This window comes from Saccharopolyspora mangrovi (genome assembly GCF_035320975.1).
In the GTDB taxonomy this organism is placed as follows: Bacteria; Actinomycetota; Actinomycetes; order Mycobacteriales; family Pseudonocardiaceae; genus Saccharopolyspora; species Saccharopolyspora mangrovi.
Genome location: NZ_JAWLNX010000046.1, coordinates 1 through 18925, shown reverse-complemented (window position 1 = coordinate 18925; position 18925 = coordinate 1). Strand labels below are relative to the sequence as shown.

The 18925-nt window shown below is 69.6% G+C and carries 17 protein-coding genes; 7 read left to right on the top strand and 10 right to left on the bottom strand.

Annotated features, from left to right (window positions below; genetic code table 11):
* Positions 1-221: transposase family protein (locus R4I43_RS33955; RefSeq protein WP_324269833.1), on the top strand; the 221-nt coding region annotated here is incomplete at its 5' end.
* A gap of 96 nt (positions 222-317) precedes the next feature.
* Here the strand turns inward: R4I43_RS33955 and R4I43_RS33950 are convergent.
* The 5 genes from R4I43_RS33950 to R4I43_RS33930 all read right to left on the bottom strand — a co-directional run bounded on the left by R4I43_RS33950 (position 318) and on the right by R4I43_RS33930 (position 5998).
* Positions 318-692 carry a cytidine deaminase gene (locus tag R4I43_RS33950; protein ID WP_324269832.1) on the bottom strand — a complete coding sequence of 125 codons (375 nt, stop codon included), beginning with the start codon at positions 690-692 and terminating at the stop codon, positions 318-320.
* Positions 693-1949: an ABC transporter permease gene (locus tag R4I43_RS33945; protein ID WP_324269831.1), complete on the bottom strand. Its 1257-nt coding sequence runs from the start codon at positions 1947-1949 to the stop codon at positions 693-695.
* Positions 1946-3034: an ABC transporter permease gene (locus tag R4I43_RS33940; protein WP_324269830.1), complete on the bottom strand. Its 1089-nt coding sequence runs from the start codon at positions 3032-3034 to the stop codon at positions 1946-1948. Before R4I43_RS33940 ends, R4I43_RS33945 begins: the two co-directional genes overlap by 4 nt.
* 70 nt (positions 3035-3104) lie before the next feature.
* The gene (locus tag R4I43_RS33935; protein WP_324269829.1) at positions 3105-4637 is read right to left on the bottom strand and encodes an ABC transporter ATP-binding protein; all 1533 of its coding nucleotides are present in this window, start codon (positions 4635-4637) and stop codon (positions 3105-3107) included.
* Positions 4638-4825: 188 nt separating this feature from the next.
* Complete coding sequence (locus tag R4I43_RS33930) at positions 4826-5998, bottom strand: BMP family lipoprotein (RefSeq protein ID WP_324269828.1); 1173 nt, start codon at positions 5996-5998, stop codon at positions 4826-4828.
* Between the two features lie 430 nt (positions 5999-6428).
* Here R4I43_RS33930 and sdhC point away from each other — a divergent pair, with 430 nt between their 5' ends.
* The 4 genes from sdhC (at position 6429) to R4I43_RS33910 (ending at position 9967) form a co-directional block, all read left to right on the top strand.
* Positions 6429-6863, top strand: a complete 435-nt coding sequence (gene sdhC / locus R4I43_RS33925) for a succinate dehydrogenase, cytochrome b556 subunit (protein WP_324269827.1) — start codon at positions 6429-6431, stop codon at positions 6861-6863.
* A gap of 6 nt (positions 6864-6869) precedes the next feature.
* On the top strand, positions 6870-7289 hold the full coding sequence (locus tag R4I43_RS33920) for a succinate dehydrogenase hydrophobic membrane anchor subunit (protein ID WP_132675818.1): 420 nt from the start codon (positions 6870-6872) through the stop codon (positions 7287-7289).
* 90 nt (positions 7290-7379) lie between these two features.
* Complete coding sequence (gene sdhA / locus R4I43_RS33915) at positions 7380-9170, top strand: succinate dehydrogenase flavoprotein subunit (protein WP_324269826.1); 1791 nt, start codon at positions 7380-7382, stop codon at positions 9168-9170.
* Positions 9170-9967: a succinate dehydrogenase iron-sulfur subunit gene (locus tag R4I43_RS33910; RefSeq protein ID WP_407691360.1), complete on the top strand. Its 798-nt coding sequence runs from the start codon at positions 9170-9172 to the stop codon at positions 9965-9967. The genes sdhA and R4I43_RS33910 overlap by 1 nt, the downstream gene beginning before the upstream one ends.
* 140 nt (positions 9968-10107) lie before the next feature.
* On the opposite strand, the gene R4I43_RS33905 is transcribed toward R4I43_RS33910, so the two are convergent.
* Positions 10108-10335 (bottom strand): SCO4848 family membrane protein, encoded by a 228-nt coding sequence (locus tag R4I43_RS33905; RefSeq protein WP_324269825.1) that lies wholly within the window; start codon positions 10333-10335, stop codon positions 10108-10110.
* Between the two features lie 93 nt (positions 10336-10428).
* Here R4I43_RS33905 and R4I43_RS33900 point away from each other — a divergent pair, with 93 nt between their 5' ends.
* On the top strand, positions 10429-11712 hold the full coding sequence (locus tag R4I43_RS33900) for a D-alanyl-D-alanine carboxypeptidase family protein (RefSeq protein ID WP_324269824.1): 1284 nt from the start codon (positions 10429-10431) through the stop codon (positions 11710-11712).
* 55 nt (positions 11713-11767) lie between these two features.
* Here R4I43_RS33900 and yhjD read toward each other — a convergent pair whose 3' ends face one another.
* The 4 genes from yhjD to R4I43_RS33880 all read right to left on the bottom strand — a co-directional run bounded on the left by yhjD (position 11768) and on the right by R4I43_RS33880 (position 17032).
* Positions 11768-12805, bottom strand: a complete 1038-nt coding sequence (gene yhjD, locus R4I43_RS33895; protein WP_324269823.1) for an inner membrane protein YhjD — start codon at positions 12803-12805, stop codon at positions 11768-11770.
* Between the two features lie 47 nt (positions 12806-12852).
* On the bottom strand, positions 12853-13896 hold the full coding sequence (gene trpS / locus R4I43_RS33890; RefSeq protein WP_324269822.1) for a tryptophan--tRNA ligase: 1044 nt from the start codon (positions 13894-13896) through the stop codon (positions 12853-12855).
* Positions 13897-13939: 43 nt separating this feature from the next.
* On the bottom strand, positions 13940-14161 hold the full coding sequence (locus R4I43_RS33885) for a hypothetical protein (RefSeq protein WP_324269821.1): 222 nt from the start codon (positions 14159-14161) through the stop codon (positions 13940-13942).
* A gap of 285 nt (positions 14162-14446) precedes the next feature.
* Positions 14447-17032: a bifunctional FO biosynthesis protein CofGH gene (locus tag R4I43_RS33880; RefSeq protein WP_324269820.1), complete on the bottom strand. Its 2586-nt coding sequence runs from the start codon at positions 17030-17032 to the stop codon at positions 14447-14449.
* Positions 17033-17342: 310 nt separating this feature from the next.
* On the opposite strand from R4I43_RS33880, the gene R4I43_RS33875 reads away from it, so the two are divergent.
* Complete coding sequence (locus R4I43_RS33875) at positions 17343-18701, top strand: S8 family peptidase (protein ID WP_324269819.1); 1359 nt, start codon at positions 17343-17345, stop codon at positions 18699-18701.
* Positions 18702-18925: the final 224 nt, after the last annotated feature.

Here is an 18925-nt window from a genome sequence, read left to right as displayed (position 1 = left end):
TCAAACGCTCCAAGAAACACCCCGGCAGCCCACTCACCACCGACAACCACACCTACAACCAGCTCCTGCGCAGCCTGCGCGCTCCCGGCGAACGCGCCTTCGCCCTCCTGACCGGACGCTGGCAAGCACTACGCCACTTCACCACCAGCCCCCGCAAAATCGGCCGCATCGTCCAAGCCGCACTCGTACTCACCCACCACGAACACGGCCGCCTGCCCTAACCCCTACTGAGAACACCTCATTGAAATCGCGTCCTTTCGGGACCGGCCGGGGCGAGGTGCAGAGGCCTCGGCGGCCGGAGTTCGCGGTGTTCGGGGTCAGAGTTCGAAGGCGTCCGGGAGGACTTCGCGCATGGGGAGGACTCCGCGCGGGGTGTCGACGAGGCAGTCGGAGCCGCCCAGCTCCTGGAGGATCTGGCGGCAGCGGCCGCACGGCATGAGCAGGTCACCGGTGCCGCTGCGGCAGGCGACGGCGACGAACCGGCCGCCTCCGGTCAGGTGCAGCTGACCGGCCATCGTGCACTCGGCGCACAACGTCACGCCGTAGGAACCGTTCTCGACGTTGCAGCCGGTCACCACACGTCCGTCGTCGCACAGCGCGGCCGCGCCGACCTGCAGCCCGGAGTACGGGCAGTGGGCCAGCGCGGCGGCCTCGACGGCATTGGCGCGCAAGGAGTCCCAGTCGACGTCCACCTACTCCATCCCCCTCCGGTACTGCAGGCCGTTGGCTTCCGGTGGTCGCAGCTGCTGCGCGGCCACGCCGAGCACGACCAGCGTGACCAGGTGCGGGGTGTAGGCGGTGAGCTCCTCGGGCAGCTGGTCGGTGAACCAGTAGACCGAGTACATCGCCGCCGCCGCGACCAGCGAGATCCCCGCGGCCAGCCAGTTCCGCCGCCAGATCTGCAGCGCCGCGACCACTACGAGGAGAAGAGTGGCGCCGTAGAACAGGGCGTGCACGCTGGTCTCGCCGTTGCGCAGCTGCAGTCCGTCGGAGTAGCCGAACAGGGCGGCGCCGCCGAGCAGTCCGCCGGGCCGCCAGTTGCCGAAGATCATCGCGGCGAGGCCGATGTAGCCGCGGTTGTTGGTCTGGCCTTCGAGGTACCCGGCCTGGCCGGGGTTGAGGATCAGCGCGGCACCGCCGATGCCCGCCAGCGCACCCGAGATGATCACCGCGAGGTACTTGTACCGGTAGACGTTCACGCCCAGCGACTCGGCCGCGATCGGGTTCTCCCCGCAGGAGCGCAGCCGCAACCCGAACGGCGAGCGCCACAGCACCAGGTAGCTGACCGGGACCAGCAGGTAGGCCAGCATCGTCAGCGGCGAGACGCCGGAGACCAGGCCGCCGAGGATGCCCGCGACGTCGGAGATGCCGACCCGCTGCACGTCCTCCAGCTGCTGGAGCCAACCGGCGAGCGGCTGCATCGAGTAGGTGTCGAACTTCGGCACCGGGGGCGACTGCCTCGGGTTCTGCGAGATCGGCTCGAAGATCAGCGTGGACAGGTACTTCGCGGTACCGGCTCCGAGCAGGTTGATCGCGACACCGGAGACGATGTGGTTGACGCCGAAGGACACCGTTGCGATCGCGTGCAGCAGTCCGCCGAGCCCGCCGAACACGGCCGCGGCGATCAGGCCGGCGAGCGGCCCCCACTGGTAGCCGGCCCAGGCGCCACCCCAGGTGCCCATGATCATCATGCCTTCGAGACCGATGTTGATCACGCCGGCGCGTTCGGCCCAGAGGCCGCCGAGCGCGGCCAGCAGGATCGGGATGCCCAGCCGCACGGCGGCCTGCACGGTCCCCGATCCGGTCAGCTGCGGCACCCCGGTCTGGTACGAGGTGATCGCCAGCGCGGCGAACCCGACCACGACCCACAGCAGCACCCGCGCCCAGCCAGGCATCGTCTTCCCGCCACGACGGGCGGAAGGGATCTCGTCCACCACCACTGCGGTCATGCCCGCTCACCTCCGCTCGCGGCGACGGGTTCGGCGGTTTCCAGGGCCTTGCCGACGCGGCGCTGCTCGGCGGCCAGTTCGCGGCGGCGCACCAGCTCGTAGGCGACCACCACCGACAGCACGATGGTTCCCTGCAGGATGGTCACGATCTCCTTCGGAACGCCGATGTTGTCCAGCGTCAACGAGCTCTTGTCCAGGAAGGACCACAGCAGCGCGCCGAAGGCGACGCCGAGCGGGTGGTTCCTGCCCAGCAGCGCGATGGCCAGGCCCGCGAAGCCGTAGCCGGTCGGGAAGTTGATGGTGAAGGTGTGGTCGCGGCCGAGGATCTCCGGCAGCCCGGCCAGCCCGACGATGGCTCCGGAGATGAGCATCGCGGACAGCACCATGCGCTTGGAGTTCACCCCGCCCGCCCGCGCGGCCGTGGGCGAGAGGCCCGAGGCGCGGAGCTCGAAGCCGTAGCGGGTGCGGTCGATCAGCAGCGCGTACCCGACGCCGACCAGCACGGCCAGCAGCACCAGCCCGAACACGGTCCCCGCACCGCCCAGCGGGATGCCGGGCACCAGCCCGCTGTCCGGGATGATCTGGGTGCCCTGGCTGTTGCCGCGCATCTCACCGAAGACCCGCACGAGGAACGCGATCAGCCCGATGGACAGGGTGTTGAGCATGATCGTGGAGATCACCTCGGACACCCCGCGGTAGACCTTGAGCACCGCCGCGATCCCGCACCACAGGGCCCCGGTGACCGCGCCGACGACCACGACCAGCGCGGCGTGCAGCCCGAACGGCAGGCTCACCGCTCCGGCCACGATCGCGGCCACGCAGGCCGCCAGCCGGTACTGGCCCTCGATGCCGATGTTGAGCAGGTTCATCTGGAACCCGATCGCCGCGGCGATCGCGACCAGGTAGTACGCACCCGCCGTGTTGATGATGTCCACGGTGGTCGTGCCGCGGCCGACCTGGGCGACCATCTCCAGCAATGTCGCGATCGGGTTCGCGCCGGAGATCAGCAGCACCGCGCTGCACAGCACCGCGGAGAAGACGATCGCCAGGGCCGGCGGCAGCAACCGCGCCCGCCAGGTGTTCACATCGCCTCCTGCGTCTTGCGGGGGCACCCCGCACCCCGGTCGGCGCTGCGAGGAGGAAGGGGAGCGTGCCTCACATCGCCTCCTGCGTTCCGGTCATCGCAGCTCCGAGCTGTTCCGGCGTGACGGTGCGCGGGTCGGCTTCGGCCACGAGACGGCCGCGGAACATGACCCGGATGGTGTCGGACAAGCCGATGAGTTCGTCCAGATCGGCCGAGATCAGCAGCACCGCGAGCCCGTCGGCCCGGGCGTTGCGCAGGTGCTCCCAGATGCCCGCCTGCGCGCCCACGTCTACGCCCCGGGTGGGGTGGGCGGCGATGAGCAGCTGCGGGTCGCCGGAGAGCTCCCGGCCGATGATGAGCTTCTGCTGGTTGCCGCCGGAGAGCGCGGCGGCGTCGACGTCGATGCCCGGGGTGCGGACGTCGAACTGCTCGACGATGCGCCGGGTGTCGTCCTTGGCGCCCTGCCGGTCCAGCCAGCGGCCGCGGGAGACCGGGCGTCGCGTCTGGTGGCCGAGGATGCGGTTCTGCCACAGGGATTCGTCGAGCAGCAGGCCCTGGCGGTGCCGGTCCTCGGGCACGTAGCCGATCCCGGCCTCGCGGCGGGCGAGGGTGCCGAGCCCGGTGATGTCCCGCTCACCCAACTTGACCTGCCCGGACGCCACCGGCCGCATGCCCATGATGGCCTCGACGAGCTCGGTCTGGCCGTTGCCCTCGACGCCGGCGATGCCCACGACCTCGCCGGAGCGCACGGCCAGTTCGATGCCGTCGAGCACCGGCCGGTCGGCCTCCGCGGCCGAAAGTCCGGAAACCGAGAGCACTTCGCGTTCGGTCACTGTGGACGGACCGCGCTCGGGGACCGGGAGTTCGCTGCCCACCATCATCTCGGCGAGGGCCCTGCTGGTCACCTCGGACGCGGCCACGGTCCCGACGGTGGTGCCGCGCCGCAGCACCGTGACGGTGTCGGCGATGCTGCGCACCTCGTCGAGCTTGTGCGAGATGAACAGGAAGGTGAAGCCCTGCTCGCGCATGGTGCGCAGGGTCGCGAACAGCTCGTCGACCTCCTGCGGCACCAGCACGGCGGTGGGCTCGTCGAGGATGATGATCCGCGCGCCCCGGTAGAGCACCTTGAGGATCTCCACCCGCTGCCGCTCGGCCACGCCCAGGCGCTCCACCAGCACGTCCAGCCGCAGCTCGAACCCGGCCTTCTCGGCCAGCTCCCGCACCCGGCGACGCGCCTCGGCGCCGATGCCGTGGGCGCTCTCGGCGCCGAGCACGACGTTCTCCAGCACGGTCAGGTTGTCGGCCAGCATGAAGTGCTGGTGGACCATGCCGATCCCGGCCTTGATGGCCTCGGCAGGGGTGCGGAAGGAGACCTCGTCGCCGCGCACCCGGATGGTTCCCGAGTCCGGTGCCTGCATCCCGTAGAGGATCTTCATCAGGGTCGACTTGCCGGCCCCGTTCTCACCGCACAGCGCGTGCACCTCGCCCGCGCGGACGGTCAGGTTCACGTCGGAGTTCGCCACGACGCCGGGGAAGGTCTTGGTGATGCCGGTCAGCTCGACGGCCGGTGGGCCGCCGGGTTCCGGTTCGGCAGAGGTGCTCATGGTGCTCCAGGACTCGTCTCCACCGGCAGCGGACCAGATGGACGATCAACAATGGACGGTTTCGGCGCGAGACCGGCCGCCTTGGCGCGAAAACGCCAACCCGGAGCGGTGGAGGGCACCTCGCACGCACCCGCGGTGGGAGCGAGGCGCCCTCCATCATCACTGCTCAGGGGCGGTACAGCCGACGATCAGGGCTGCTCCGGGACCTTGATCTGGCCGCCGGCGATCGCGGCCTTGTAGGCGTCGAGCGTGGGCTTGAGGTCGTCGATCTTGCCGCCCGAGGCCGAGTAGGTGACCCCGTCGATGGCGACGTCGAACTTCTTCGGCACCGTGCTCAGGTCGTTGCGCGCGACACCGGCGATGTAGTCGTAGACCGCCAGGTCGATGCGCTTGAGCATCGAGCTGATGATGACGTCCTTGTACTCGGCCACCGTCGGCTGGTTGTACTGGTCGGAGTCGACCCCGATGGCCTGGGCGCCGGCGCCCTGGACCGCGCCGAACACGCCCTTACCGGAGGCGCCCGCCGCGTGGTAGATCACGTCGGCACCCGCCTCCAGCTGGCCGGTGGCGACCTCGGAGCCCTTGTTCGGGTCCTGGAAACCGCTGAAGTCGCCGGCCGGGGTCAGGTACTCCTTCTCGACCTTGATCCCCGGGGCGGCGGCCTTGGCGCCCGCCTCGAACCCGGCCTGGAACTTCTGGATCAGCGGCGTCTGCACGCCGCCCACGAAGCCGACGTGGCACTTCTTCGACTTGTGCGCGGCCACCACGCCCGCCAGGAAGGAGCCCTGCTCCTCGGCGAAGACCAGCGAGGTCACGTTCGGCACGCCGTCGATCTGCTCGTCGATGATGGCGAACTTGGTGCCGGGGAACTCCGGCGCGACGATCTTGAGCGCGTCCGCGTAGGCGTAGCCGACGGCGATGACCGGGTTGAAGCCCTCGCGCGCGAGCTGGCGCAGCCGGGTCTGCTTGGCGTCCTCGGGCTCACCGGCCCCCGCGTCGAGCTCCTTGCTCTCGCCCAGGCCCATGTCGACCTTGGCCTTGTCCAAGCCCGCCACCGAGGCGTCGTTGAACGAGGCGTCCCCGCGCCCGCCGATGTCGAAGGCCAGACCGACCCGCATCGCGCTCGCGTTCGGCGGCGGCAGCTGCTGGGTCGTCGAGCTGGTCGGAGCGGCGGCTCCCGCGGGCGGCGCGCTCAGCTGGCACGGCCCGCTCCCCCCGTCGGCGCTGCTCCCGCCCGCGCCGGTGTCCTTCGCGCAGCCCGCCAGCGCCATCGCACCGGTGAGCAGCAACGCGACCGTTGCGACGCCCCTGCGCCGCGCTCCGGCACCCGAGCGCCGTCGATGAGTCGGCGTTCGCCGCATGCCGTTCCCCTTTCGTTCGAGGCCACCGCGCCACCCCCGGCCGCACCTCGGATCAGCGGGGATCGCGGCGCCCGGCGAAGATCCACTTTCGGGTGGATCTCACGCTCAGAACACGGTGCACGTCAGCCGGTGACGTGACTCTCGAAATTAAGGCTTGACGCTGCTGCTTGAGCATTGCTCACGTGTCACAAAATGATTTCTTACTCGATTAACCGGCACGCACCGCTTGTCTGGTCGATCACAGACGGCTCAGGCGAGTAGGCCGGGGCGATTAGTCGGGTCTAGCATCCAGTTCGTCAAGGCCCCAGTTCGTGGCCGGTGACGGGCGTGCACCCAACATCGTTTGGGACCAACTGCAACTCGGGGCCGGCCGCCCCTGTTCCCGAACGCGGGGCCGTCAGTCCACCAGCGAGGTTGGAGGCCTTCCACCATGGCCAGCACCACCGCCTCCGCGGCCGACGCACCGACGCGCACCGAAACCGTGCGCGCCAAGGGGCGTCTCTACCGCGGCGATCTGGGCATGTGGTCGTGGGTCGCCCACCGGATCACGGGCGTACTCACCTTCTTCTTCTTGTTCGTGCACGTCCTGGACACGGCCCTCGTCCGGGTGTCGCCCAACGCGTACGACACGGTCATCGAGACCTACAAGCACCCAGTGATGATCCTGTTCGAACTCGGGCTGCTGGCCGCAGTGCTCTTCCACGCGTTCAACGGCATCCGAGTCATGCTGGTCGACTTCTGGTCGCAGGGCACGAAGTACCAGAAGCCGATGCTCTGGACCGTGATCGCGCTCTGGCTGGTCCTGATGGTTCCGGCCGCGATCAGCATGCTCACCCGCGCCGTCACGGAAATCTTCGGGGGTTAAGCGCCAATGTCCGTCACCGACGCACCTCTCGCCGTGGAGAAGCCGCGCACCCCGAGCCGGCCCGCCGCGCGCCGCAACAACTTCGAGCTCTACGCCTGGTTGTTCATGCGCCTGTCCGGCGTGGTCCTGCTGTTCCTGGTGCTGGGCCACCTGCTGATCATGCTGTTCCTGGACGGCGGCGTCCACAAGATCAACTTCGCCTTCGTGGCGGGTCGCTGGGCCTCCCCGTTCTGGCAGTTCTGGGACCTGACGATGCTGTGGCTGGCCGGCCTGCACGGCGGCAACGGTCTTCGTACCGTCATCAACGACTACTCCCGAAAAGACGGCACACGCTTCTGGCTGAAGATGCTGCTGTACGTCTCCGTCCTGCTGACCGTGGGTCTGGGCAGCTTCGTGATCTTCACCTTCGACCCGAACATCGGCTAGCGCCGCAGAGACCACAGCGTGGCGAGGCCGCTCGCAGTGGCAGGTGTTGGCTGCCGATCGCGGGTCCCGCCACAGCCCGAGGAGGCGACCATGCAATTCCACAAGTACGACGTGGTCATCGTCGGCGCCGGTGGCGCCGGGATGCGCGCGGCCATCGAGTCCGGCCAGCGCGCCAGGACCGCCGTGCTGACCAAGCTCTACCCCACCCGCTCGCACACCGGTGCGGCGCAGGGCGGTATGTGCGCGGCGCTGGCCAACGTCGAAGAGGACAACTGGGAGTGGCACACCTTCGACACGATCAAGGGTGGTGACTACCTGGTCGACCAGGACGCCGCGGAGATCATGGCCAAGGAGGCCATCGACGCGGTCCTGGACCTGGAGAAGATGGGGCTCCCGTTCAACCGGACCCCTGAGGGCAAGATCGACCAGCGCCGCTTCGGTGGCCACACCCGCGACCACGGCAAGGCCCCGGTCCGCCGGGCCTGCTACGCCGCGGACCGCACCGGCCACATGATCCTGCAGACGCTGTACCAGAACTGCGTCAAGCACGGCGTGGAGTTCTACAACGAGTTCTACGTCCTCGACGTGATGATGAGCGAGGGCGCGGACGGCCAGCAGGTCTGCACCGGCGCCATCGCCTACGAGCTGGCCACCGGCGAGATCCACGTCTTCCACGCCAAGGCCGTCGTGTTCGCCACCGGCGGTTTCGGCAAGGTCTTCAAGACCACCTCCAACGCGCACACCCTCACCGGTGATGGCATGGGCATCATCTACCGCAAGGGCCTGCCGCTGGAGGACATGGAGTTCTACCAGTTCCACCCGACCGGCCTGGCCGGCCTGGGCATCCTCATCACCGAGGGCGTCCGGGGTGAGGGCGGAATCCTCCGCAACGCCAGCGGTGAGCGCTTCATGGAGCGCTACGCACCGACCATCAAGGACCTCGCGCCACGCGACATCGTCGCCCGTTCGATGGCCCTGGAGGTGCTGGAAGGTCGCGGTGCGGGTCCGAACAAGGACTACGTGCTCCTCGACGTCACCCACCTCGGTGAAGAGCTGCTGATGTCCAAGCTCCCGGACATCATGGAGTTCTCCCGCACCTACCTGGGTGTCGAGCCGACCGAGGAGCCGGTGCCGGTCTACCCGACCGCGCACTACGCGATGGGCGGCATCCCCACCAACGTGGAGGGCGAGGTGCTGCGGGACAACGAGAACGTGGTCCCCGGCCTCTACGCCGCCGGTGAGTGCGCCTGCGTCTCGGTGCACGGCTCCAACCGCCTGGGCACCAACTCGCTGCTGGACATCAACGTGTTCGGCCGCCGCTCGGGCATCGCCGCCGCCGAGTACGCCCACGAGCACGAGTTCGTGGAGATCCCGGAAGACCCGGCCAAGATGGTTGAGGGCATGGTCAGCCACCTGCGCACCAACACCGGTGGCGAGCGGGTCGCGACCATCCGCACCGAGCTGCAGCAGACGATGGACGCCAACGCGTCGGTGTACCGCACCGAGGAGACGCTGAAGACGGCGCTGTCGGACGTGCAGGCGCTCAAGGAGCGCTACGGCCGGATCGCCGTGCACGACAAGGGCAAGCGGTACAACTCCGACCTGCTGGAGGCCATCGAGCTGGGCTTCCTGCTCGACCTGGCCGAAGCCCTGGTCAACGCGGCGCTGGCCCGCAAGGAGTCCCGCGGCGGTCACGCCCGCGAGGACTACACCTCCCGGGACGACACCAACTTCATGCGGCACAGCATGCAGTACAAGGTGCTGCCCGAGTCCGAAGATCCGAACGCGCCGCTCGGGTTGACCGGGTTCCAGGCCGACATCCGCCTGGACTACAAGCCGGTCACCGTCACCCGGTACCAGCCGATGGAGCGTAAGTACTGATGACTGCCGCCACCACGCAAAACAAGGACCACGCCGCAGCGTCTGATCTGCCGGACGACGCCCCGCCGATCCCGGACGACGCGGTGATGGTCACCGTCAAGCTGCTCCGCTACAACCCGGAGCAGGACGACGAGCCGCACTGGGAGTCGTACCGGATCCCGGCGCTGCCGTCGGACCGGGTGCTCAACCTGCTGCACTACATCAAGTGGTACGTCGACGGGACGCTCACGTTCCGCCGGTCCTGCGCGCACGGCGTGTGCGGCTCGGACGCGATGCGGATCAACGGCGTCAACCGGCTCGCCTGCAAGGTCCTGATGAAGGACATGCTCAACAAGGACGGCGAGACGACGCTGACCATCGAGCCGATCAAGGGCCTCCCGCTGGAGAAGGACCTGGTCGTCGACATGGAGCCGTTCTTCGAGGCCTACCGCGCGGTCAAGCCGTACCTGATGACCACCGGCAACGAGCCCACCCGGGAGCGGATCCAGTCGGTCGCCGAGCGGGAGCGCTTCGACGACACCACCAAGTGCATCCTGTGCGCGGCGTGCACCACGTCGTGCCCGGTGTACTGGTCGGACGGCAACTACTTCGGCCCGGCCGCGATCGTCAACGCGCACCGGTTCATCTTCGACAGCCGCGACGAGGCCGCTGAGGAGCGCTTGGACATCCTCAACGACGTCGACGGCGTGTGGCGCTGCCGCACGACCTTCAACTGCACGGACGCCTGCCCGCGTGGCATCCAGGTCACCAAGGCGATCCAGGAGGTCAAGCGCGCGCTGATGTTCCGCCGCCGCTGACCGAGCACGAACGCGAACGGCGCCCATCCCCCACCGGGGGTGGGCGCCGTCGTCACGTCCAGGGCCCTTTTCGAATTTCGCGCGAAGTTCGAGCCTCACGAAGGGGAGTCGAATTTCGCGCGAAATTCGAAAGGAGCTGGTCAGGGGCGTGTGGCTCGGTAGGCCTTCCAGCCGAGGACGCCGATGATGGTGCCCAGGACGAGGGAGACCACGGCGATGACCAGGTGGACGATCAGGTAGGCCGTGGGGCTGCCCTGCGCCCAGGAGCGGTCGCTGTTCCAGATGTTGCGCATGAACGTCGGCCACAGCAGGTAGGACCAGACCCCGAAGGCCAGCAGGAACAGCGCAACTCGGCGAGAAATCGTCACGCCCCCGAGTATCCGCTGTTACCGGCCTCACGCGGGGTCCCGGGTCGGCTACGCGGCGGACGTTCATGGACCTGACCCGTTAACCTCTCCCGTGTGCCTCCGCGTCCTCACCGTTCGGCGAAATCCCGTGCGAAAAAACCGTTTTGGCCGGTTCTCGCCGCACTGCTCGTCACCCTGCCACTGCTGACCACCGCCCCCGCCGCCGCGCAAGCGCCCGCGTGCCCGAACGCCGAGGCACCACCACCGCCGGTCGACACCTCCGAGGTGCCGCCGCCCGGTCAGCCCGCACCGACCCCGATCCCGGTGCCGGAGACGCCGGTGGGCGGTGACCGGATGGCCGACTGCGCGCTGCTGACCGCGCCGAACCAGCCCGCCCCACCACCGGACGTGGCCAACGCCGCGGCCGGCTGGGTGCTGGCCGACCTCGACACCGGCGAGGTCCTGGCCGCCAAGGACGCCCACGCCCGGCAGCGCCCGGCCTCCACCATCAAGGTGCTCACCGCGCTCACCGCGCTGCGCGAGCTCAAGCTCGAGGACACCCTGGTGGCCACCCAGGAGGACGCCAACCAGGAGGGCACCCGCATCGGCCTGCTGCCCGGGATGACCTACACCGTCGGCCAGGTCTTCCAGGCGATGCTGATGGGCTCCGGCAACGACGCCGCGCACGCGCTGGCCGTCAAGATGGGCGGGGTCCCGGCGACGCTGGAGAAGATGAACGCACTGGCCGCCGAGATCGGCGCCCTGGACACCCGCGCCGCGACACCGTCCGGCCTGGACGGTGCCGGGATGAGCACCTCCGCCTACGACCTGGCCACCGTCTTCCGGATGGCGATGCGCGAGCCCGCGTTCGCCAACGCCATCGCCACGCCGATGATGTTCCTGCCCGGCGCTCCCGGGCAGCCGCCGTTCCAGCTGTGGAGCGACAACCAGGTGCTGCGCAACTACCCCGGTGGCCTGGGCGGCAAGACCGGCTTCACCGACGACGCCCGGCACACCTTCATCGGCTCCGCCCAGCGCGACGGACGCCGCCTGGTGGCGGTGATGGTGCGCGGCGAGAACTCCCCGGTGCGGCTGTCGCACCAGGCGATGGCGCTGCTCGACTACGGCTTCTCGCTGCCCCGGGGCACCGTGGTGGGTGAGCTGGTGACGACCTCGCCGCGCGCGCCGGAGGTGGCCCCGGCGGCCCGCGCCGACATGCCCCCGCCCGCGGGAGAGGGCGTCCGCGATTCGTCGTTCTTCGGCACCCTCACCGGCCCGCTGGTGCTGCTGGCGATCGCCCTGGTCGCGGTCGCCGGGGCGGTCCTGCTCCGCAGGCGCCGAGCCCAGCTGGCCCAAGCCCGGCGGCGGGCCTCGGCCGAGAGCGCCGAACACCCCTGAGCGGCTCCGGGTGGGGAGGTTTCAGTGGAGACCTCCCCACCTCGGGGCGCTCGGGTCAGCTGTCCTTGGAGCGTCCGATGCGGGGTTTGCGCAGCAACCAGCCGGCTGCGACACCGAGGCCGAGCAGGCCTGCCGTGGCGCGGGGACTGGCCCGGCGGTGGACCCGGACCGCGGGGCGGATGACGGCCGGGCCCGGGGCGGGGACGGGAGCGGGCTCCAGGTTCTCGCTGGCCGAGGCCGTCCAGGCGGTCACGAACAGGACGAAGCGCGACATCAGGTTCGCGAAGACCAGCAGACCCAGGATCGGGCCGAACGCCGCCCCGGCGGGCGAGTTCGTGACCGTGTTCAGGTAGATGACGCCGACCTGCTTGAGGAGCTCGAAGCCGACGGCGGCGAACAGCGCGCCCCAGATGGCGCTGCGCAACGTCACCGGTTTGCGCGGCAGCCGGGCGAGCACCCACACGAACACCAGCCACCCGGCCAGCAGCGACAGCAGGATCGACAGCACCCGCAGCGCGATGCCCGCGAAGGCGCTGTCCCCGAAGCCGACCGCGCCGAGCAGCAGCCGCCCGACGCCGCCGCCGAGCGCGCTGATGCCGAACGACAGCGCCATCGCCAGGCCCAGCCCGATCAGCGACACCAGGTCGGAGGCCATCCGCTTGTGCATCGGCTGCGGGTCGGGGATCTGCGTCCACTGGGCGGTCAGCGCTTCGCGCAGGTTCGTCATCCAGCCCAGCCCGGAGTACAGGGCGGTGAGCAGACCAATGATCCCGACCGCGCCCGCCTGCTTGATGGCCTGGTCGACGACCCGGTTGAGCATGTCGCTCATCGCCGGGCTGGGGACCGCCGAGGTGATCGATTCCCGCAGGTTCGCCAGCAGGTCGGGGTTGCCGCGCAGCACGAAACCGGCTGCGGCGAACCCGATCATCAGCAGCGGCACCAGGGCCAGCACGCTGAAGTAGGTGATCGCGGCGGCGTAGTAGTCGCCGTACTGCTGCTGGTAGCGGCCGAAGGCCCGGATCAGTCTGTCGAGCCACTCGTGCCGCTGCCGCAACCGGGCCAGGCGGCCCGGTTGCTCCTGTTGATCCGCCAAGGTGCGCCTCCCCCCGAACGGTGGCAGGCTACCCGCAGTTGATCACTTCAGCGCAGCGGAGGAAGGAATCCCACCCGTTCGAACACGGTCTGCAGGGTCCGGGTCGTGACCTCGCGGGCCTTCTCCGCGCCCTGGTGCAGGACCTTGTCCAGCTCGGCCGGGTCGTTGAGGTAGGTGTTGACCTCCTCCTGCAGCGGCGTCACGAACTCGACCACGACCTCGCCGAGCTCCTTCTTCAGGTCGCCGTACCCGCGCCCCTCGTAGGAGGTTTCGAGCTCGGCGATGCTCTGGCCGGTCAGCGCGGAGTAGATCGCCAGCAGGTTGGAGATGCCGGGCTTGTTGTCGACGTCGTAGCGGATCTCGCGCTCGGTGTCGGTGACGGCCGAGCGGATCTTCTTCGCCGAGCGCTTCGGGTCCTCCATCAGCTCGATGACGCCGCTGGGGACCGACTTGCTCATCTTGGCGGTCGGGTCCTGCAGGTCGTAGATCTTGGCGGTGTCCTTCGGGATGTGCGCCGCCGGAACGGTGAAGGTCGTGCCGAAGCGGGAGTTGAAGCGCTGCGCGAGGTTGCGGGTGAGCTCCAGGTGCTGGCGCTGGTCCTCGCCGACCGGGACCGCGTCCGCCTGGTAGATCAGGATGTCGGCGGCCTGCAGGACCGGGTAGGTGAACAGGCCGACGCTGACGTGGTCGGCCTCCTGGCGGGCGGACTTGTCCTTGAACTGGGTCATCCGGCCGGCTTCGCCGAACCCGGCCATGCACTCCAGCACCCAGGACAGCTGCGCGTGCTCCGGGACGTGGCTCTGCACGAACAGCGCGGAGCGGTCGGGGTCGATGCCGAGGGCGAGCAGCTGGGCGGCGGACAGCCGGGTGCGCTGCCGGAGCAGTTCGGGGTCCTGCTCGACGGTGATGGCGTGCAGGTCGACGACGCTGTAGAAGCACTCGTAGGTGTCCTGCATGGTGACCCATTCCCGCAGGGCGCCGAGGTAGTTGCCGAGGTGGAAGGAGTCGGCCGTCGGCTGGATCCCGGACAGGACGCGGGGCCGGCCCTCGGACTGTTCGCTGGTCTGGGTTGCGGGGCTGTCGCTGCTCACGAAGCCGATTCTCGCAAGTGCCGCCCCGCGCGCGGGACCGGGTTCAACCCTTGCGCTGGTTCTCCGGCTGGATCTTCTTCTTGCGGAAGACTCCGACGACCATGCCGGCGACGCCGAGCACGACGGCGCTCAGGCCGACCGGGCCGAGCGAGTCCATCGACGGCGCCGCCACGATGACGGCCTCGGACTGGGCTTCGGCGAGCCCCGCGGTCACCGGCAGGAGCGCTGCGGCAACGGCGCCGGGGGCGAGAGCTCGCCTGATCACGCGAGATATTCGGCTACGCAAGAGCGTGCCTCCCTGCGAAAGTGACCCTTTAGGGGCCATCTACTCGTGTGGTCCGGTGGCGGACAGTACCGACCGCCTGATGCGATCGCGGTTGCCTTGCGTAAACCAACCACGACATGGTGATCATATTTTCCGGACCTCAGCAGTTTTCGCCCGGGTTGTTGATCACTGACGTCGCAGGTGAGCGGTGGGACCGGCCGCCGACCGGTCCCACCTAGCGTCATCACGAGACCTGAATCACACTCAAATGGAGCAGTCAGTGCCTCAAACAGCGCTGATGCCGAGCTGGACCTGACCCACTCGTCCGTACGTCGTAGTGCGCTGCCGCGCGGTGCGCCCCGCCCGAGCCGCGAGCTCGTGCAGTTCCTCGACGCTGCGCTCCGAACCGTGCTCCGATCCGGCCATCCGGCTGATCGTCTCCTCCATCAACGTGCCGCCGACGTCGTTCGCGCCACCGTTGAGCACCTCGGTGGTCCCGGCGTCGCCGAGCTTGACCCACGAGGTCTGCACGTTGTCGATCCGGCCGTGCAGCAGGATCCGGGCCATCGCGTGCACCGCCCGGTTGTCCCGCCGCGTCGGCCCCGGCCGGGCCAGGCCCGCCAGGTAGATCGGGGCGTTGCGGTGCACGAACGGCAGCGGCACGAACTCGGTGAACCCGGCCTGGCCGTGCTCGCGAGCCCGGTCCTGCACCCCGGCCAGCGTGCGGAAGTGCCCCAGCCAGTGCTCCGGGTGGTCGACGTGGCCGTACATCATCGTCGACGAGGACGGGACGCCCAGCCGGTGCGCCGTGCTGACCACCTCGATCCACTCGGCCGCGGGCAGCTTGCCCTTGGTCAGCACCCAGCGGACCTCGTCGTCGAGGATCTCGGCCGCCGTGCCCGGGATGCTGCCCAGACCGGCCTCCTTGAGCTCCGCCAGCCAGTCCTCGACGGTCGCACCGGCCTTCGCCGAGGCGCTGACGATCTCCATCGGGCTGAACGCGTGGACGTGCATCTCCGGCACCCGCTGCCGCACCGCCCGCACCAGGTCTGCGTAGCCCGACACCGGCAGCCTCGGGTCGATGCCGCCCTGCACGCACACCTCGGTCGCCCCGGCCCGCCACGCCTCGTCGGCGCGGTCGGCGACCTCCTCGGGTGAGAGCCGGTAGGCGTCGGCGTCGCGCTCGCGCTGCGCGAAGGCGCAGAACCGGCAGCCGACGTAGCAGATGTTGGAGAAGTTGATGTTGCGGTTGACCACGTAGGTGATGTCGTCGCCGACGACCTCCCGGCGCAACCGGTCGGCGATCCCGGCGAGCTCCTCCATCGCCGGTCCGTCGCAGGTCATCAACGCCATCGCGGCCGCGTGGTGCTGCTCCTCCAGCAGCACCGCCGGATCGGACTCGGCGAGCCGCAGCCCTTCCTTCACGTCGGCGTCGAGCCGCTCCGGGGCCGCCGCCGACGGGACCTGGCCGCGCAGCTCCTCCCAGTCGCCGTAGACGGTGTCGAAGTCGGTGCGGCGATCCTCGGTGCGGCCGTCGGTGTCGATGCTGCGGTGCAGGTCGGTGCGCCCGATCGACTCGAAACCGCCGTCGGGCTCCTGCCACTCGCGGCCCACGATCTCGGCTTCGGGCTCGGCGAAGCCGTCGGCGTCCGACAGCGCGTCGACGTGCGCGGCGATCCGCAGGTCCAGCCACTGCGTGCTGTCCCCGGCCAGGCCCTTGCGCACGTAGCGCGGGTAGGCGGTGAGCCGCTCCCGCAGCTGGAAACCGGCCTGGTCGGTGAGTTCGGTGAGCTCGGTGATCTGCGGCCACGGGCGCTCGGGGTTGACGTGGTCCGGGGTCACCGGCGAGACGCCGCCCCAGTCGTCGATGCCGGCGCGCAGCATCAGCAGGTGCTCCTCGCCGACCAGGTTCGGCGGCGCCTGCACGCTCACGCCCGAGGGCATCAGCAGCCGGGCGACGGCGATCGTGGCGGCCAGTTCCTCCAGGTCGGCGTCGGGCATGCCGCGCATCGCGGTGTCCGGCTTGGCCCGGAAGTTCTGCACGATGATTTCCTGGATGTGCCCGTACTGGCGGGCGGACTGGCGCAGCTCCAGCAGCGACTCGGCGCGCTCGGTGCGGGTCTCGCCGATGCCGATGAGGATTCCGCTGGTGAACGGCACCGCGACGCGTCCGGCGTCGGTGAGGACCCGCTTGCGGACGGCGGGCTCCTTGTCCGGGCTGCCGTAGTGCGGGCCGCCCTTCTCGCTCCACAGCCGCTCCGATGTGGTCTCCAGCATCATCCCCATACTGGCCGCGACCGGCTTGAGCCTGGTCAGCTCCGACCAGGACAGCACTCCGGGGTTGAGGTGCGGCAGCAGACCGGTCTCCTCCAGCACCGCGATCGCGCAGGACCGGACGTAGTCCACTGTGGAGGAGTAGCCGCGCGCCTCCAGCCACTCGCGCGCCGCGGGCCAGCGCTCCTCCGGGCGGTCCCCCAGGGTGAACAGGGCTTCCTTGCAACCCGCGGCGGCCCCCTGGCGGGCGATCTCCAGGACCTCGTCGCGCTCCAGGAACGCCGATTCCACCTTGTGCGGAACGGTGGCGAAAGTGCAGTAGTGGCAACGGTCCCGGCACAGCCTGGTCAGCGGGATGAACACGTTGCGGCTGTAGGTGACGACGCCCGGGTGCCCTTCGGCGACCAGGTGCGCGTCCCGCGCCTTGCCCGCCGCAACGAGGAGTTTGTCCAGGTCATCGCCGCGCGCGTGCAGCAGGACCGCGGCTTCGGTGACGTCGAGCGTGACGCCGTCGGTGGCGCGGCGCAGCGCACGCCGCATCGCCGATGAGCTCGGGGTCTGTTCCGGCGGGGTGATGTTCAAATCTGCAACCGACACCTGACGACTCTAAGTCGCCTCGAAGTTGTTGCCCAGCCGTCACTCGCGTGCCGAGTCCCTCACTTTCGGCTACCTAATTACTCCGTTGAGACCTACCAACTATCCCCGAATCAGGCGCAAAATCCGGACGAATATCACTGGGTGAACCATTCTTCGTCTCCCTGGGAGGGACAAGTTGTCACGCAGAAGTAGGAGAGGTCGTTCGCTGCGGATCGCAGGCTCGGCCCTCGCGCTGTCGCTGCTGTTACCAGCCGGTCTCCTTGGTTCCGCGCCACAAGCGCCCGCGGCCTCGGCTGTTCCTGCGCACTTCGTGGTCGTCGGCCCCGCCGGTGACGGCCTCGCGCAGACCGAGGAATCGGTGCGCGCCGTCGGCGGCACCGTCGTGCAGAGCTGGCCGCAGATCGGCGTGGTCGTCGCGTCCTCGACCGACCCGGCCTTCGCGGCCGCCGTCCGGCAGCAGCCGGGTGTCGAGCAGGCTGGCGCGAGCCGCAACCTCGCCGAGCAGCTGCCCCCGGCCCAGTCGAACCGGCTGGAAACCCTCGAGGGCACCGCGAACGGCGTCGGCACCTTCGGCGTCGACGGCGAGGAGCCGCTGGAAGCCGACCAGTGGGACCTGCCGCAGATCAAGGCCGACCAGGCCAACGCGATCTCGCAGGGCAGCAAGGACATCACCGTCGGCGTGCTGGACTACGGCATCGACCCCACCCACCCGGACCTGGCGCCGAACCTGGACGTGTCCAAGTCGGTGAGCTGCGTCAACGAGGGCGTGCCGGACCCGAACCAGGAGGCCTGGCAGCCGCAGGACCCGACGCAGGACCACGGCACGCACGTCTCGGGCACCATCGCCGCCGCGCGCAACGGCGTCGGCGTCGCCGGAGTGGCCCCGAACGTCTCGCTGGCCTCGGTGCGGGTGATCGACGACGGCGGGTTCATCTACCCCGAGTACGCGATCTGCGGGTTCATCTGGGCGGCCGAGCACGGCTTCGACGTCACCAACAACTCCTACTTCGTCGACCCCTGGTACCTGTGGTGCGACAGCGACCCGGACCAGAAGGCCGCCGCCGAGGCGGTCCGCCGCGCGGTCGCCTACGCCGAGGGCCACGACGTGGTCAACGTGGTCTCCGCGGGCAACAGCAACTGGGACCTCTCGCAGCCGATCCACGACACCAACAGCCCGAACAACGGCGGTCCCACCCAGGACCGCCACACCGGGCCGGACTGCCGCATCCTCCCGGGCGAGCTGCCCGGCGTGGTCTCGGTGTCGGCGGTGGGCGTGAACGCGGTGAAGTCGTACTACTCCAACTACGGCATCGGCTCGATCTCGGTGACCGCCCCGGGCGGTGACGCGCGGCAGATCCCGCAGACGCCGTCGGCCAACGGCCGGATCCTCTCCAGCGTCCCCGGCGGTGGCTGGGGCTGGATGCAGGGCACGTCGATGGCCGGTCCGCACGCCGCGGGCGTCGCCGCCCTGCTGCGCAGCACCCACCCGGACTGGACCGCCCAGCAGGTCATCGGAGCCCTGGCCGACCAGTCCGACCCGCTGCCGTGCCCGAAGGACTACGACGGAGACGGCGACGGCGTCGTCGACGCGGTCTGCACCGGAGGCGCCACCGGAGCCGGCTTCTACGGGGCAGGCCTCATCGACGCCCTCGACGCGGTCACGGAGTAACCCCGCTCAGGTGCCCGCCCCGAGCCACGCCGTCCACCGGCCGGGGCGGGGCGGGCACCGTCCTCTCCCGCCCCGCCCCGGGGGGACGCGATTTCAATGAGGTGTTCTCAGTAGGGGTTAGGTCAGGCGGCCGTGTTCGTGGTGGGTGAGTACGAGTGCTGCTTGGACGATGCGGCCGATTTTGCGGGGGCTGGTGGTGAAGTGGCGTAGGGCTTGCCAGCGTC

Bases quoted from the DNA above. Each gene is read 5' to 3' on its own strand.
- R4I43_RS33945 (WP_324269831.1), bottom strand. From the start codon at position 1,949: ATGACCGCAGTGGTGGTGGACGAGATCCCTTCCGCCCGTCGTGGCGGG.
- R4I43_RS33935 (WP_324269829.1), bottom strand. From the start codon at position 4,637: ATGAGCACCTCTGCCGAACCGGAACCCGGCGGCCCACCGGCCGTCGAG.
- R4I43_RS33930 (WP_324269828.1), bottom strand. From the start codon at position 5,998: ATGCGGCGAACGCCGACTCATCGACGGCGCTCGGGTGCCGGAGCGCGG.
- sdhC (WP_324269827.1), top strand. From the start codon at position 6,429: ATGGCCAGCACCACCGCCTCCGCGGCCGACGCACCGACGCGCACCGAA.
- R4I43_RS33920 (WP_132675818.1), top strand. From the start codon at position 6,870: ATGTCCGTCACCGACGCACCTCTCGCCGTGGAGAAGCCGCGCACCCCG.
- sdhA (WP_324269826.1), top strand. From the start codon at position 7,380: ATGCAATTCCACAAGTACGACGTGGTCATCGTCGGCGCCGGTGGCGCC.
- R4I43_RS33910 (WP_407691360.1), top strand. From the start codon at position 9,170: ATGACTGCCGCCACCACGCAAAACAAGGACCACGCCGCAGCGTCTGAT.